At 58.7% G+C, this 15,083-nt stretch carries 12 protein-coding genes; 9 read left to right on the top strand and 3 right to left on the bottom strand.

The window, feature by feature from the left end:
* The first annotated feature begins 195 nt into the window (after window positions 1-195).
* The 6 genes from fadB to IEY47_RS02005 all read left to right on the top strand — a co-directional run bounded on the left by fadB (window position 196) and on the right by IEY47_RS02005 (window position 7,488).
* Window positions 196-2,343 carry a fatty acid oxidation complex subunit alpha FadB gene (gene fadB, locus IEY47_RS02030; RefSeq protein WP_188981466.1) on the top strand — a complete coding sequence of 716 codons (2,148 nt, stop codon included), beginning with the start codon at window positions 196-198 and terminating at the stop codon, window positions 2,341-2,343.
* A 12-nt stretch (window positions 2,344-2,355) separates the two neighbouring features.
* Window positions 2,356-3,534 (top strand): acetyl-CoA C-acyltransferase FadA, encoded by a 1,179-nt coding sequence (fadA, locus tag IEY47_RS02025; RefSeq protein ID WP_188981465.1) that lies wholly within the window; start codon window positions 2,356-2,358, stop codon window positions 3,532-3,534.
* A gap of 77 nt (window positions 3,535-3,611) precedes the next feature.
* The gene (locus tag IEY47_RS02020; protein ID WP_188981464.1) at window positions 3,612-3,848 is read left to right on the top strand and encodes a DUF1653 domain-containing protein; all 237 of its coding nucleotides are present in this window, start codon (window positions 3,612-3,614) and stop codon (window positions 3,846-3,848) included.
* Between the two features lie 115 nt (window positions 3,849-3,963).
* Window positions 3,964-6,576: a type I DNA topoisomerase gene (topA, locus tag IEY47_RS02015; protein ID WP_188981463.1), complete on the top strand. Its 2,613-nt coding sequence runs from the start codon at window positions 3,964-3,966 to the stop codon at window positions 6,574-6,576.
* Window positions 6,577-6,662: 86 nt separating this feature from the next.
* Window positions 6,663-7,190, top strand: a complete 528-nt coding sequence (locus IEY47_RS02010) for a DUF6586 family protein (RefSeq protein ID WP_188981462.1) — start codon at window positions 6,663-6,665, stop codon at window positions 7,188-7,190.
* A gap of 64 nt (window positions 7,191-7,254) precedes the next feature.
* Window positions 7,255-7,488: a hypothetical protein gene (locus IEY47_RS02005; protein ID WP_188981461.1), complete on the top strand. Its 234-nt coding sequence runs from the start codon at window positions 7,255-7,257 to the stop codon at window positions 7,486-7,488.
* Between the two features lie 283 nt (window positions 7,489-7,771).
* Here IEY47_RS02005 and sulA read toward each other — a convergent pair whose 3' ends face one another.
* Together sulA and lexA are read right to left on the bottom strand one after the other, a co-directional pair.
* A complete protein-coding gene (gene sulA / locus IEY47_RS02000; RefSeq protein WP_188981460.1) occupies window positions 7,772-8,230 on the bottom strand; it encodes an SOS-induced cell division inhibitor SulA in 459 nt (152 codons plus the stop codon).
* Window positions 8,231-8,242: 12 nt separating this feature from the next.
* Window positions 8,243-8,857 (bottom strand): transcriptional repressor LexA, encoded by a 615-nt coding sequence (gene lexA, locus IEY47_RS01995; protein WP_188981459.1) that lies wholly within the window; start codon window positions 8,855-8,857, stop codon window positions 8,243-8,245.
* A 166-nt stretch (window positions 8,858-9,023) separates the two neighbouring features.
* On the opposite strand from lexA, the gene IEY47_RS01990 reads away from it, so the two are divergent.
* From IEY47_RS01990 to IEY47_RS01980, 3 genes are all read left to right on the top strand, one after another.
* Window positions 9,024-9,722, top strand: coding sequence for a TetR/AcrR family transcriptional regulator (locus IEY47_RS01990; RefSeq protein WP_188981458.1), 699 nt, complete (start codon window positions 9,024-9,026; stop codon window positions 9,720-9,722).
* A 115-nt stretch (window positions 9,723-9,837) separates the two neighbouring features.
* Window positions 9,838-10,836, top strand: a complete 999-nt coding sequence (gene nagZ / locus IEY47_RS01985) for a beta-N-acetylhexosaminidase (RefSeq protein WP_188981457.1) — start codon at window positions 9,838-9,840, stop codon at window positions 10,834-10,836.
* Window positions 10,837-10,846: 10 nt separating this feature from the next.
* Window positions 10,847-11,584 carry an S-methyl-5'-thioinosine phosphorylase gene (locus tag IEY47_RS01980; RefSeq protein WP_188981456.1) on the top strand — a complete coding sequence of 246 codons (738 nt, stop codon included), beginning with the start codon at window positions 10,847-10,849 and terminating at the stop codon, window positions 11,582-11,584.
* 192 nt (window positions 11,585-11,776) lie between these two features.
* Here the strand turns inward: IEY47_RS01980 and IEY47_RS01975 are convergent, their stop codons facing one another.
* On the bottom strand, window positions 11,777-15,073 hold the full coding sequence (locus tag IEY47_RS01975) for a DEAD/DEAH box helicase (protein ID WP_188981455.1): 3,297 nt from the start codon (window positions 15,071-15,073) through the stop codon (window positions 11,777-11,779).
* Between the last annotated feature and the right edge of the window lie 10 nt (window positions 15,074-15,083).

Raw genomic sequence — 15,083 nt, 5'->3', positions numbered from 1 at the left:
ATGGACGCGCCATCGTCCGGTCGCCCAATTGACAAACCCAATCAATTGAATGAATGTGCATTCGTTCGAATCAAACGATCGTATGAATTCTTTCGCACCCGGTTACATTGAGTGTTCAAGTGCGTGAGCGGACAGGGTTGATTTATCGGTGTCCGCGACGCGCTCCACCTGTATCGTTACCCTGGAGATCAGTTGATGATTTACGAAGGTAAAGCCATCACGGTTCAGTCGGTCGAAGACGGCATCGCCGTACTCAAATTCGATCTCGACGGCGAATCGGTCAATAAATTCAATAGGCTCACCCTCGATGAATTGCGTCAGGCCGTAGATGCCATCAAGGCCGACACCAGCATCAAGGGCGTAATCGTCACCAGCGGCAAGGACGTCTTCATCGTCGGCGCCGACATCACCGAATTCCTCGATGCCTTCCGTTTGCCGGAAGAGGAGCTATTGGCCTGGGTCGGTAGCGCCAATGCCATCTTCAATGATTTCGAAGATCTTCCTGTGCCTACGGTCGTTGCCATCAACGGCATCGCCCTGGGCGGCGGCATGGAAATGTGCCTCGCAGCCGATTTCCGCGTTGCCAACGAGAAGGCACGGGTTGGGCTGCCAGAGGTGAAACTCGGCATCTATCCGGGCTTCGGCGGTACGGTGCGATTGCCGCGTCTGATCGGGTGCGACAATGCGATCGAATGGATCGCGTCCGGGAAGGAAAACACCGCGGATGAAGCGCTCGCCGTTGGGGCAGTGGATGCGGTCGTCGATTCACAATACTTGGAAGCCGCCGCGCTCGACATGGTCAAACGCGCCATTTCTGGCGAGCTGGATTACCGTGCGCGGCGACAGGCGAAGCTGGAAAAGCTTAAGCTGAGCCCTATCGAGCAGATGCTGGCATTCGAGTCTGCCAAAGGGTTCGTGGCCGGCAAGGCCGGGCCCCATTACCCCGCGCCTGTGGATGCTATCAAGGCGATTCAAAAAGCGGCGAGCTACGGGCGGGACAAGGCGCTGGAGGTGGAATCCGCTGGATTCATCAAGCTGGCGAAGTCGTCGGTGTCATCGAGCTTGGTCGGTATTTTCCTCAACGATCAGGCGTTGAAGAAAAAGGCGAAGCGTTACGATAAGGTCGCGGCCGACGTGAAGCAGGCGGCGGTATTGGGCGCCGGGATCATGGGGGGCGGCATCGCGTTCCAGTCAGCGCTCAAGGGCACGCCCATCCTGATGAAGGATATCCGCGAGGAAGCGATCGAACTGGGCCTCTCCGAAGCGTCCAAGTTGTTCGCCAAGCGCATCGAGAAGGGCCGGCTCGATGCCGCGGGTATGGCTGTTGCGCTCAATGCCATCCGCCCAACGCTGTCCTATGGTGATTTCAAGTCCGTCGATGTCGTTGTGGAGGCGGTGGTCGAGAACCCCAAGGTTAAGCAGACCGTTCTGGCCGAAGTCGAGGATCAGGTACGCGAAGATGCGGTGCTGGCTTCCAATACGTCGACTATCTCGATCAACCTGTTGGCCCAGGCGCTGAAGCGCCCCGAACACTTCTGTGGCATGCACTTTTTCAATCCTGTGCACATGATGCCGCTGGTGGAAGTCATCCGTGGCGAGAAAACGTCCGAGCAGACGATCGCCACAGTGGTTGCTTATGCGAAGAAGATGGGCAAGAGCCCGATCGTGGTCAACGATTGCCCGGGCTTTCTCGTCAACCGGGTGTTGTTCCCATACTTTGGCGGCTTCGCGAAGCTCGTCGGTGCGGGCGTCGACTTCGTTCGCATCGATGCGGTCATGGAGCGCTTCGGTTGGCCGATGGGCCCAGCTTATCTAATGGATGTCGTCGGTATCGACACTGCGCACCATGCGCGCGAGGTCATGGCCGACGGTTTTCCTGATCGCATGAAAGAAGCGGGACGTACTGCGCTGGACGCGCTCTACGATGCCAAGCGCTTGGGGCAAAAGAACGGCAAGGGCTTCTACGCCTACGAAACCGATAAGCGTGGCAAGCCCAAGAAAGTGGTCGATGCGTCGATCGAAGGCATCCTGGCGCCCATCAAGCACGCGTCACGCGAGCTCAGCGACGAGGACATCATCAATTGGATGATGATCCCGCTTTGCCTGGAGACGATTCGTTGCCTTGAGGATGGCATCGTCGAGTCGGCCGCGGAGGCCGACATGGGCTTGATTTACGGTATTGGTTTCCCGCCGTTCCGCGGTGGCGCGCTGCGTTACGTCGATGAAATGGGTGTGGCAGCGTTCGTTGCGTTGGCGGATCGCTACGCGGAATTGGGACCGATGTATCACCCCACCGAAAAACTTCGCGAAATGGCCCGTAATGGCCAGTCGTTCTTCGGTTAAGGAGTCGAGAGCATGAGCAAATTGAATCCAAGAGATGCCGTGATTGTCGATTTCGGCCGTACCCCAATGGGCCGCTCGAAAGGCGGGATGTACCGCAATGTGCGGGCCGAGACCTTGTCGGCCAATCTGATTACCGCCTTGCTGGCGCGCAACGAGAAGGTCAATCCGGCCGAGGTCGAGGACGTCATCTGGGGGTGTGTGAACCAGACCCTCGAGCAGGGGTGGAACGTTGCGCGAATGGCTGCTCTAATGACGCCGATTCCCCATACAAGTGCAGCGCAGACGGTCAGCAGGCTCTGCGGTTCGTCTATGAGTGCGCTGCACACGGCGGTGCAGGCGATCCAGACGAACAATGGCGATGTATTCGTCATCGGCGGGGTCGAACACATGGGGCACGTCGGCATGATGCATGGCGTCGACCCGAACCCGCATTTATCGTTACATGCCGCCAAGGCATCCGGGATGATGGGACTCACCGCTGAAATGCTGGGCAAGATGCACGGGATCAGCCGTGAGGCGCAGGACCAGTTTGGTGCGCGCTCTCATCGCCTAGCCTGGAAAGCGACGCAGGACGGGGCGTTCAAGGACGAGATACTGCCGATGGAAGGGCATGACGAAAACGGGTTTCTCAAGGTGTTCGACACCGATGAAACCATTCGTCCCGAAACGACCGTCGAAGCGCTGGCAGCGCTCAAGCCTGCGTTCAATCCCAAAGGTGGCACTGTCACGGCAGGTACCTCGTCCCAGATCACTGACGGCGCGTCCTGCATGATCGTCATGTCCGCCCAGCGCGCAACAGACCTGGGTATACAGCCCTTAGCGGTGGTGCGGGCAATGGCCGTGGCCGGCGTCGATCCGGCAATCATGGGATATGGCCCGGTGCCCGCGACACAGAAGGTGCTCAAGCGTGCCGGTCTGACCATGGATGACATCGGTCATGTGGAGCTGAACGAGGCGTTCGCGGCTCAGGCCCTGCCGGTTTTGAAGGACCTGAAGCTCCTCGACAAAATGGACGAGAAGGTCAATTTGCATGGCGGGGCGATTGCGTTGGGTCATCCGTTCGGTTGCTCCGGTGCACGGATATCTGGCACCCTGCTTAACGTCATGAAGCAAAAGGGTGGTACGTTCGGCGTCGCCACCATGTGCATTGGACTGGGTCAGGGTATCTCGACGGTGTTCGAGCGCGTCTGAGTCAGTACCGCCGAGGTAATCTCCAAAGCCGGGGCGATTCGCTCCGGCTTCTTGTTTTTCAGCAGATGGATTTTGACATGCAACTAGCAGCGGGCCTCTACCGTCACTACAAGGGTGCGGAGTACAGGGTCCTCGACACCGTGCGTCACTCCGAAACCGAAGAAGTGCTGGTGTTGTATCAGGCACTTTATGGCGAGCGGGGACTTTGGGTTCGCCCTTTGAGCATGTTCGTGGAAAGCGTCGAGGTCGACGGCGAACTGTTGCCGCGCTTTGCTTTGATCACCGCGGACGAGCCGCTGACGACGCGCCTCTGAGTCATTTGCACGCATGCGGTCTGCTTGACCTTGGCTCTTTCGCCACTATATATAGCGGTGCCGCGTAGTCGGCAGTCGCGCTACAAACACACCGAATTTAGGAATCATCCAAGCAATGGGCAAATCGCTGGTCATCGTGGAGTCTCCGGCCAAGGCCAAGACCATCAACAAGTACCTGGGCAACCAGTACGTGGTGAAGTCGAGCATCGGCCACATCCGCGACTTGCCTACGAGTGGAAGCTCCTCGGCGGCGAAGGAGCCCGCGAAGCGTGGCAAAACCACCGCGGAAGCACCCGCTCTGTCCCCTAAGGAAAAAGCCAAGCGGCAGTTGTTCACCCGCATGGGGATCGACCCTGAGCATGGCTGGAAAGCCAAATACGAGATCCTTCCTGGCAAGGAAAAGGTGATCGACGAGCTGCGACGCCTGGCCAAAGATGCCGATACCATTTATCTCGCGACCGACTTGGACCGCGAGGGGGAGGCTATTGCCTGGCACTTGCGCGAATCCATCGGTGGCGATGACAACCGCTACAAGCGCGTCGTGTTCAACGAGATCACCAAGAAAGCGATTCAGGACGCGTTCTCCCGGCCTGGCGAACTCGACATCAACCGGGTCAACGCTCAGCAAGCACGCCGGTTCCTTGATCGGGTCGTGGGCTACATGGTGTCGCCATTGCTGTGGCAGAAAATTGCCCGCGGCTTGTCAGCGGGCCGCGTCCAATCGGTCGCGGTCAAGCTCGTGGTCGAACGTGAGCGGGAGATTCGCGCATTCGTCCCGGAAGAGTACTGGGAAGTGCACGCGGACCTGGCCAGCGCTAAGAACGCCCAAGTACGTTTCGAAGTCGTTCGGGAAAATGGCGAGGCCTTCAAGCCGGTCAATGAGACCCAGGCGATGGCCGCACTCAAGAAGCTGAAGGCCTCGAGTTACAGCGTCGCCAAGCGTGAGGACAAGCCAACCAGCAGCAAGCCTTCCGCACCTTACATCACGTCCACGCTGCAGCAGGCGGCGAGCAATCGCCTAGGCTTCGGCGTGAAGAAGACCATGATGATGGCGCAGCGCCTATACGAAGCGGGCTATATCACCTACATGCGTACCGATTCCACCAACCTGTCCGCCGATGCCATCGGCATGGTTCGTGGCTTCATCGAGGGCGAGTACGGTGATAAGTATCTGCCGGCCAAGCCGAATTTCTATTCCAGTAAAGAGGGGGCGCAGGAAGCGCACGAGGCGATCCGTCCTTCTGACGTCAATCTTCGACCCAATCAATTGTCCGGAATGGAGCGCGATGCGGAGCGCCTGTACGACCTCATCTGGCGTCAATTCGTTGCATGCCAGATGCCGCCGGCGGAATACCTGTCGACGACCATCAGTGTCCAGGCCGGTGCATTCGAGCTGCGTGCCAAAGGACGCATTCTCAAGTTCGACGGTTACACCCGCGTTCAGCCTCAGCAAAGCAAGGCGGGCGAGGATGCCGTACTGCCGGAGATGAAGCAGGGCGAAGCGTTGGAGCTGCTCAAGCTCGATCCGAGTCAGCACTTCACCAAGCCGCCTGCTCGGTTCTCCGAAGCCAGCCTGGTGAAAGAGTTGGAGAAGCGCGGTATCGGACGGCCTTCGACGTATGCGGCGATCATCTCGACGATTCAGGATCGTGGATACGTCACCGTGCACAACCGGCGTTTCTATGCCGAGAAGATGGGCGACATCGTTACCGATCGTCTATCTGAGAGCTTTTCGAACCTGATGGATTACGGCTTCACCGCTGGCATGGAAGAAAACCTCGACGATGTCGCCCAAGGCGAGCGCGAGTGGAAGCACCTGCTTGATGAGTTCTATGCCGACTTCAAGCAAAAGCTCGAGAAGGCAGAAGTATCCGATGCCGGTATGCGTTCGAACCAACCGACGTTAACCGATATCCCATGCCGCGAATGCGGACGGCCAATGATGATTCGTACCGCGTCTACCGGCGTATTCCTGGGGTGCTCGGGCTATCAATTGCCGCCGAAGGAACGCTGCAAGGCGACCGTGAACCTCATTCCGGGTGACGAGATCGCGGCTGACGATGAAGGTGAATCCGAATCGCGCGTGCTGCGGAACAAGCGTCGCTGCCAGAAGTGCGGTACGGCTATGGATGCTTATCTGCTCGACGACAAGCACAAACTGCACATCTGCGGTAACAACCCGGATTGCTCCGGCTACGAGATCGAAGAAGGGCAGTACCGTATCAAGGGCTATGAAGGCCCGAGTCTCGAATGCGATAAGTGTGGCAGCGAAATGCAGCTCAAAACCGGTCGCTTCGGGAAGTTCTTCGGTTGCACCAACGCCAGCTGCAAGAACACGCGCAAACTGTTGAAGAATGGTGAGCCGGCCCCGCCGAAAATGGATGCGGTCCCCATGCCTGAGTTGCGTTGCGAAAAGGTCGATGACAGCTACATTTTGCGGGATGGCGCCTCGGGTTTGTTCCTGGCCGCCAGCCAATTTCCGAAAAATCGTGAAACGCGCGCACCGCTCGTTGCCGAACTGATTCCGCACAAGGACGAGATCGATCCGAAGTATCACTTCCTTCTGAAAGCGCCGCAGAAAGACCCGGAAGGGCGTCCTGCAGTCATCCGCTTTAGCCGTAAGACCAAAGAGCAGTACGTGCAAAGCGAGGTCGAAGGCAAGCCCACGGGTTGGAAAGCGTTCTTCGACGGTGGGAAGTGGCGAGTCGAAGACAAGCAGAAGGGTTGATTCGATGGATGCGCGCGGCGGCGTCTAGCCGCGCGCTATAGTGCTAGTCAGCGTTTTTGCCAACAGTCGACCCGCTGGAGTTCGCCATGAGTCACGAACGTTACACCCGTACGAATCAAAAGCTCTTCTACGCCGGGTTGGCGCTAGAGTCATGGCAGGAGGCAGAGAAGGCGTCTTCGTTCAATGCCCCGGCGCGGATTCAAGCTTCGCGAGAGGAAGCGCTGTTTCATCTGTACGGCGCCGTGCTTGGCTTGTGCCACGAGATCGCAGGCTATTACCGCTTGCCCGACGATGCGTTACCCACGGTCGAAGCGCTGTTGGCGCCGGCGCGACTACAGGCATCCCCTAGTCCTGAAATGGCTGAGCTCGTGGAGCTAGCGCAAAACGGCGAAACCTGGCTGGCAAAATTGCTATCGGCCCATGCCACGCTTTACAAGCCGCCCGTAGCGCCGGTTCAACCTAAGCAGGATCCAACCCTTCCATTGATTCAGGCGGTGAACGTCGGCGATGAGTCTCGCGACGTCCAGCCTCTGGATGCACTGGAAATTGAAGCGTGGCGGCAGCGCATCAAGGCGCTGGCGCTGCGGTTCCGTGAAGGGCTGAGTGAAATCTGATTCTCCTTTAGTGGCCTTGCGCCCGCGCTGCTACAATGCCGCGTCCACAACTCGAGTACATGCTATGTCCACGTCTTTCCTCGAAATCGTTGAACTGCCTGATGGGCGGATTGCTCTGCGGCGTGCGGAGGATGAACAGACACTCGTCGAGTTGAATTTTACCGATGAGGCCAAGGCATTCATGCAGGGGCATCATGTAGAAGTGGCTAAAGCGATGCTCAGTGTTGGCGTGCAAATGGCGGGAGAGCTCGCTGAAAACGACTTTCAGCAAGACGAATCGGATCGCGTTCTTCACTGATTACAGAGTGGAAGGCCGACTTCGGTGCTGATAAGCGTATTGCAGGTAAACGTTACAGCGCTTTGTGGCGATTCATAAGACGTCTGTACGCATAGAGCTCGAGCGCGCGGGTTTCACCCGCCCTACGGACCGAGCTTTTGTAGGCCGGGTGATAACCCGGTGCTCTTCCGGAACCTACTTTCGCAACGAAACTTGGAAATCTGTAGCGCGGGTGGAAGTCACACGCCTCTCAGGTATAGCGATAGCAACTTAACGAGTTGCCCACTTCCGCGGTCAAAAAACGCTACCCCATCTTCACATTCAGGCTTTGGCCATTTCCTGTCATGGCGGCTAACGCAAGGCGTCGACGTTCGTTGGCCGTCAGTTTGTCGAACCATGTCACGACAGTATGGCTGCGGCCCAGGCTCAGCGCGTCGCAGGCCAGTTCGAGGGCCGTTTGCCCTGCGCGGGGCTGCAGTAGAAGAATGCGCTCCCGGTTCAGGCCCGCATCGCGTAGCCAATTACGGGAAAGCGTACCCGGGGGCACGACGAGTGTCAGCCAGCGCGCTTCGGCGTTTTCGCTGAGGTCACGCAGAACGGGGGCAAGAAAGAGTAGGTAGTGCTCTTTGACGCCTGACAAGGCTATTTCACTGAATGAATCGGACTGTGCGTCAGGTTCGCAATCCGCTTGGCCATGCAGCGTGCCGGGCAGGATGAGGGCCGGTGAAAACTGTGGTTGTGTCAAAGCCAATTGGAATTGCATTGCTCGCTCCCTTTAGCGGCGTATCACGCCAACGCTCAAACCTTCGATCGTCAGATTCTGTTGTTCGAGATCAACTTCGATGGGCTCGAACTCAGGATTTTCGGCGATCAACCAGACCTTCTTGCCTTCGCGCTTGAAACGCTTCACGGTCACTTCTTCGCCTAGGCGTGCGACGACGACCTGTCCGTTACGCGCTTCCTGGGTCCTGTGTACCGCCAGCAAATCGCCGTCGTGGATGCCGATGTCCTTCATGCTCATTCCGCGCACCCGCAACAGGTAGTCCGCTTTGGGTTTGAAGAAATCAGGACTGATCTTGCAGGCGTCTTCGATGTTCTCCTGAGCCAGAATGGGCGCCCCTGCCGCGACTCGACCGATGATCGGCAGACCTTCCTCTTCCACACCAGCGCCCGGTTCGAAACCGGGAATGCGAATCCCGCGGGACGCACCGGGAGTCATCTCGATTGCGCCTTTGCGTGCCAAGGCCTTCAGATGCTCCTCCGCGGCATTGGGGGACTTGAAACCCAGCTTTGCGGCGATCTCGGCGCGCGTTGGCGGGTAGCCGTTATCCTCAATGCACTGTTTGATGAACGTCAGAATTTCCGATTGGCGAGGCGTAAGTTTCAGCATATTGGTTCTGTCGTTTTGTACAGGTGCTGGAAGTATATACAGTATGTCTCGTTTGGCAACGACTCATTCGTAAGGGCTGCGCTGGCCTTTCATATGAATGCGGTTGCTTGACACTTTTGGAAGTCGATACGTATGTTTCAAACATTCGTTCGCCAGGTGTTTCCCAATGGCTCAGTCTGAAACCGTCGAGCGCATCCTCGATGCCGCAGAACAGCTGTTTGCGGAAAAAGGATTTTCGGAAACCTCACTTCGCCTCATCACCAGCAAGGCCAATGTCAATCTTGCTGCGGTGAATTACCACTTTGGTTCCAAGAAATCGCTGATCCAGGCTGTGTTCTCGCGTTTCCTCGGGCCGTTTTGCACGAGCCTGGAGCAAGAATTGGATCGGCGTGAGGGTGTGGCTGAAGTTAGCTACACCTTGGAAGATCTCCTGGGGCTTATTGTCGAGCAGATGCTCGTCATCAAGCCACGTAATGGCAGTGATCTTTCGATGTTCATGCGATTGCTCGGCTTGGCGTTCAGCGAAAGCCAAGGGCATCTGCGAACGTATCTGGAAGAAGTATATGGCCGGGTTTTCCGCCGATTCATGCACCTCGTTCATGATGCATCTCCCGATATTCCCCCTCTTGAGCTGTTCTGGCGCGTGCATTTCATGCTCGGTTCAGCGGCGTTCAGCATGTCCGGGATCAAGGCGCTCCGGGCGATGGCCGAAGATGACTTTGGCGTGCACACCTCGACCGAGCAGGTGCTCCGGCTGATGGTGCCGTTCCTTGCGGCTGGCATGAGCGCGAAATCCGGTATTAGCAACGATCTGCTCGCGAGCGCCAACGCTCAGCGGTGCCCGTCATCGAATAATGGCGCTTGATCCATTAAGCTTGCCGCCTGCCAATATCCGCCGCTCGGCAGTCATCTCCAACCTGGCGATTCGTCTGTTACGGCAGATCGCCGCGTGATCCGCTACTCCACTGCAAGGAATTGTTATGCAAGGCTCTCTGATGCTCGATGTGCAAGGTACCTGGCTTACGCCGGAGGACCGCCATCTGTTGCGTCAGCCAGAAGTCGGCGGGCTGATTCTCTTCGCCCGCAACGTCGAGACGCCGGGTCAGGTGCGTGAACTATGCCGCGCGATTCGGGCAGTACGCCCAGACCTGCTATTGGCAATCGATCAGGAGGGTGGACGCGTACAGCGTATTCGCGAGGGGTTCGTTCGCCTGCCTGCCATGCGCGACATCAGTCGTTGCGAAAACGCGGCGGTGCTGGCTGAACATTGCGGCTGGCTGATGGCAACGGAGGTGCTGTCTGTTGGGCTCGACTTCAGCTTTGCGCCCGTATTGGACCTGGACCATGGCCGTAGTGCAGTCGTCGGCTCTCGTGCGTTCGAGAGCGACCCACAGCGTGCGGTGCTGTTGCTGACAGCGTTCATTCGCGGCATGAACGCCGCCGGAATGCAGGCGACCGGTAAGCATTTCCCCGGTCACGGCTGGGCCGAGGCAGATTCACATTTCGAAGTGCCGGTCGACGGGCGCAGCCTGGACGACATCCGCGCACACGACATGGTGCCTTTCGCGGCGTTGAGCTCACAGCTCGGCGCGGTCATGCCGGCACATGTGATCTATCCGCAGGTCGACGAACAACCGGCAGGGTTTTCACGGCGGTGGCTGCAGGACATCTTGCGCGGGGATTTAGGTTTCGAGGGGGTGATCTTCAGCGATGACCTTTCGATGGCGGGCGCGCATGTCGTAGGTGACGCCGCTAGCCGTGTCGAGGCGGCTTTGAGCGCCGGTTGCGATATGGGGTTGGTTTGCAATGATCGGGCAGCGGCCGAGCTGGCGCTGAGTGCGTTGCAGCGGCTGGCGGTACGGCCTGCCGCGCGTTTGGCGCGCATGCGAGGCGAGGGGCGGGAGGGCATCGATTATCGTGCTACACCCCGTTGGTCGCAGGCGATATCCGCACTGCGTGCCGCCGATCTGATCGTTTGAGTACTTCGCATTGACGACATACGCAATTATGGGTGGGACCGGCCTGACCCAGCTGGAAGGTCTGACGCTGGACGGTGTATTAACGCTGGAAACCCCTTATGGCGCGCCCTCGGCGGATATCCTCAAAGGCCGATTCGCCGGCGGTGACGTGTTGTTTCTCGCGCGTCACGGAATGCCACATCGAATTGCGCCTCATCGAATCAATTACCGCGCGAACCTGTGGGCGCTGCGAGCAGCCGGTGCGGACGCTGTCCTTGCGGTAAACGCTGTAGGCGGTATTCACGCGGCAATGGGTAGCGGTCATCTGTGCGTACCTCATCAACTGATCGACTACACCTGGGGACGGGAACACAGCTATTTCCAGGATGAGCTTGAGCACGTCACGCACATTGATTTCTCGCATCCGTATGACGATGCGATACGGACGCGCTTGATCTCTGCCTTAGCGGAGGAGGGCTTCGCGCACAGCAGCCATGGCGTCTATGGTGCAACCCAGGGGCCGCGTCTGGAGACCGCTGCGGAAATCGTGCGAATGGAGCGCGATGGCTGCGATATCGTCGGCATGACGGGTATGCCGGAAGCGGCGTTGGCCCGTGAGTTGACGCTGCCCTATGCCTGCCTGGCCCTGGTAGTCAATCCTGCCGCCGGCAAGGCCAGCGGGCCAATCACCATGGCAGGCATCGAGCTGGCCTTGGGCGAGGGGATCGGCAAGGTCAAAACGACCCTTGCACGGTTTCTAGCGGGTTGACCCGAACGCCTCGGTCACTGTGGGAGCGGGTTCGATCTCTGGATACTAGAACGTCGCCATTCGCGGGCATGGCCCGCTCTCAAAACAGCGCGTCCCATTACCGCCGTAATATGTGGAAGCGGGCCATGCCGCGAGCGAACGTTGTTCTGTCAGCTTAGATGCCTGACGCCTGGAACCTGGACCTGTGCTGACCTAAGGCAATGGCGCAAACAACGCATCGATATCATCGGGTTGCAGTCGCCATTCGCCTTCGCCTGTCGTTTCCAGGAGGCCTTTGGCAAGGTCGGACTTGCGTTGCTGCAGTTGCTGGATGCGCTCTTCGACCGTTCCCCGCGTAATGAGCTTGTAGACGAAGACCGGCTTGTCCTGGCCAATTCGGTAGGCACGATCGGTCGCCTGGTTTTCCACGGCCGGGTTCCACCAAGGGTCGTAGTGGATGACCGTATCTGCGGCGGTTAGGTTGAGCCCTGTTCCGCCCGCCTTTAGGCTGATGAGGAATACAGGCACTTCATGATTTTGGAAGCGTTGGACAGGCGTGCGTCGGTCGCGGGTTTCGCCAGTCAGCAGGAGATAGGGTTGCCCACGCTTCTTCAGCTCTTCCTCGATCAGCGCCAGCATCGAGGTGAACTGAGAGAACAGGAGCACCCGTCGACCCGATGTCAGGGACTCATCAAGCAGCTCCATCAAGCTCGTCAGTTTGCCCGAGCTTGCTGTGCTTTTTCGCTCGCCACTTTCCGGGAGTAAGCGCAGGTCGCAACACACCTGGCGAAGTTTGAGCAGCGCTTCGAGAATGACGATTTGGCTTCTGGCCATCCCGTTGCTCTGAATCGCTTCACGTACTTTCTTATCCATTGCCAAGCGCACGGTCTCGTAGTGATCGCGCTGTGCATCGGTGAGCTCGACCCAATGCACGAATTCGTTTTTCTCCGGCAGCTCGCGGGCGACCTGCTCTTTGCGCCGCCGCAGGAGAAAGGGCTTGATCCGGGCGCGAAGGTGTTCCAGACGCTGCCCGTCCCCTTGTTTTTCGATAGGTGTCCGGTAGTCCTGGGAAAAGCGTTTGCTGTCCCCCAGCCAGCCGGGCATCAGCAAATCGAACAGGGCCCAGAGTTCGCCTAGATGGTTTTCCAACGGTGTGCCGCTCAAGCACATCCGCTGGTTGGCGTGGAGCTGCCGTGCCGCCTGGGCCGCTTTGCTCGATGGGTTCTTGAGATTCTGTGCTTCGTCGAAAACCACGATATGAAAGCGTTGCGAGCGCAGGGTCGCGATGTCGCGTGGTAGCAGCGAGTAGGTCGTGAGCAGCAGGTCGTACTGGTCCAGCCGGCCGAATTCCCGCTGCCTCTGCGGTCCGTGTAGGGCGATGACGCGCAGGTCCGGCGCGAAGCGTGCGGCTTCGTCCTGCCAATTGGGTATTAAGCTGGTGGGCATCACGACCAGGCAGGGTGTGCTCAACCGTCCCGCTTGTTTTTCGGATAACAAGTGCGCCAGGGTCTGGAGCGTCTTGCCCAGCCCCATGTCGTCGCCAAGAATGCCGCCTACTTGTAGCTGGCGCAGCGTCTGCATCCAGGCGAGCCCTTCACGCTGATAGGGGCGCAGCTGTGCCTTCAACCCATCCGGTGGCTCGACGGCGGTACCGCCGTAGGCATGCAGGCGTTGAGCGAATTCACGGACGCGTTCGCCGCCCGCCCATTCCAACGGTAAACCTTCGAGCACCGACAGGCGCGCTGCATCGGGTGCATCCAGGCGTAGCTCGGTGGGAGCCGCGTTCGCATCCCGGAGATAGATATCGCCCAACAGAGAGAGCAAGGGTTTTAGCCGGCCGAATGGCAGCATGACTTGGGCCGGTCGACCCTCCGCATCGCGCCGTGCATCGATCTGAAGGTGTACCTGCTCGTCGTCTGGGCGCTGTTGCAACCGCTCGCTAGACAACAGCTGGGGATTACGTCGGATCAGACCGAGCAGGACAGGAAGCAAGCTGATCCGTTGCCCGTCGATGACGATGCCGAGCTCCAGGTCGAACCATTCGTGGCCGGGCGATTCGTCGACATTCGCATACCAGCCTTCGACGGGAGTCAGATCGAAATTGAAGCCAGGACGAATGTCGACTTCCCAGCCTTGTGCCTTCAATTTGGGCAGCTCGTGCTCGACGAAGGTCAGCCAGGCCTTTTCGTCGAGCATCTCGAACATTTCCGCGGAATTTGCCGGGAGCGCCTGGCTTTGGCGCAAAGCGACGTGGAAGCCGGCTTGTAACAGCGCTTGGCGAAACGCCTGTTCAGCTTTCAGTTGGCGAGCAATGGACAGGTACTCATCGCCCACGCGCACCTGCATGCGATTTTCCCGTAGTGGTTTGCCATGGACCAACGTGCCTGCATAGCGGAACGCAAGGCCGGCGCGGTGTTGAGCCTGGCTGATCATGCGCGCGCTACGGGTGTCGTAGTTCGTATGCAAGTGACTACCGAGGCTTAAGTGAGCGATCGGTTGGATGTCGTCGACATTACGGCGTGCGAGCGGTTTTGGCTCGGGCAATTCCGGCGCGATCGTACGAAGTGCCTGGGCAAAGGCAGCCGCCTGCGCCTCGGGAATGGCCGGTATGCGGCTCAGGTGACTGGCCAGCTCGGGCGGTTGATCACAATCGAGCAAGCCGACTCGGCACTGGTTGATATCGAGATAATGCAGCGGCTGTACGGACGTCAGCACTTCGATGTCGCCGTCTCCGGCAACACGCCATTCCTGAAGGAACTCGCCGGATTCCTTCTGGTGCCAGCTGAATTCGGCCTTTAGCGGCTCATGCCAGCGAAGGGGTTCGGTGTCTTCGACGTCCAGAAACGCCCGCCCGGTGGATACGATCAGGGGAAGCAACTCGGCGCCGAGTTCACCGGCCAAGGTCAGCGAATTACCGTAGCGATAATCGCTGCCGCCCAATGCCAGACGCGCGATGCGCAGGTCTATCGGTAGCAGGAAGCGCGGTTGCCGGGCAATGGCATCACGCAGTGCGTTGTAAGCCTTCACCTCGGCAATCTGCCCGTCAGGCGTGAGCCGCACTTTGTAAAGGCGTGCCTCGGTGTCAGGCCAAATTTCGTAATGCAGGCGCGACATTTCGCCTTCTGGGTAGGCGGGTCCGGTTCCGGTCGTGACCTTCGGCAGCTTGTGCAGCCACTCTTGCAGCGGCTTCGACAGCCCTTGGGCGGGTCCGCCGGACACGATGCCGTCGTTCGCCATTAGGTGTTCGATGACGGCCACCGCATGTTTGCAATTGAGCCCGACGGGGCAGTTGCAGGCGGCGTGAAGCTGCTTGCCGCTGCGACCGATGAAGATCGATTGCCGATAATCGTTTTCGCCCGAGCCTTCGCACGTGGCCAGAATGCGCTCGTCTTCCAACGATAAGACGCGCACGCGTTTCTGCTGGGCATAGGCTGCACCTCGTTTGAGCGCGCCGACGTCGAAGCCTTCACGCCAATCGTGTGTTTTCAGCCATTCGATGATCTGCTTCATCAGCCCAGTC

Origin of the sequence: Pseudomonas matsuisoli, assembly GCF_014647635.1 — a bacterium.
In the GTDB taxonomy this organism is placed as follows: Bacteria; Pseudomonadota; Gammaproteobacteria; order Pseudomonadales; family Pseudomonadaceae; genus Pseudomonas_P; species Pseudomonas_P matsuisoli.
Note: the sequence above shows the minus strand (reverse complement) of the source record. Positions and strands in the feature narration are given on the sequence as shown.

Excerpts from the sequence above, each read along its gene's own strand:
- fadB (WP_188981466.1), top strand. The coding sequence starts at position 196 with ATGATTTACGAAGGTAAAGCCATCACGGTTCAGTCGGTCGAAGACGGC.
- fadA (WP_188981465.1), top strand. The coding sequence starts at position 2,356 with ATGAGCAAATTGAATCCAAGAGATGCCGTGATTGTCGATTTCGGCCGT.
- IEY47_RS02020 (WP_188981464.1), top strand. The coding sequence starts at position 3,612 with ATGCAACTAGCAGCGGGCCTCTACCGTCACTACAAGGGTGCGGAGTAC.
- topA (WP_188981463.1), top strand. The coding sequence starts at position 3,964 with ATGGGCAAATCGCTGGTCATCGTGGAGTCTCCGGCCAAGGCCAAGACC.
- IEY47_RS02010 (WP_188981462.1), top strand. The coding sequence starts at position 6,663 with ATGAGTCACGAACGTTACACCCGTACGAATCAAAAGCTCTTCTACGCC.
- IEY47_RS02005 (WP_188981461.1), top strand. The coding sequence starts at position 7,255 with ATGTCCACGTCTTTCCTCGAAATCGTTGAACTGCCTGATGGGCGGATT.
- sulA (WP_188981460.1), bottom strand. The coding sequence starts at position 8,230 with ATGCAATTCCAATTGGCTTTGACACAACCACAGTTTTCACCGGCCCTC.
- lexA (WP_188981459.1), bottom strand. The coding sequence starts at position 8,857 with ATGCTGAAACTTACGCCTCGCCAATCGGAAATTCTGACGTTCATCAAA.
- IEY47_RS01990 (WP_188981458.1), top strand. The coding sequence starts at position 9,024 with ATGGCTCAGTCTGAAACCGTCGAGCGCATCCTCGATGCCGCAGAACAG.
- nagZ (WP_188981457.1), top strand. The coding sequence starts at position 9,838 with ATGCAAGGCTCTCTGATGCTCGATGTGCAAGGTACCTGGCTTACGCCG.
- IEY47_RS01975 (WP_188981455.1), bottom strand. The coding sequence starts at position 15,073 with ATGAAGCAGATCATCGAATGGCTGAAAACACACGATTGGCGTGAAGGC.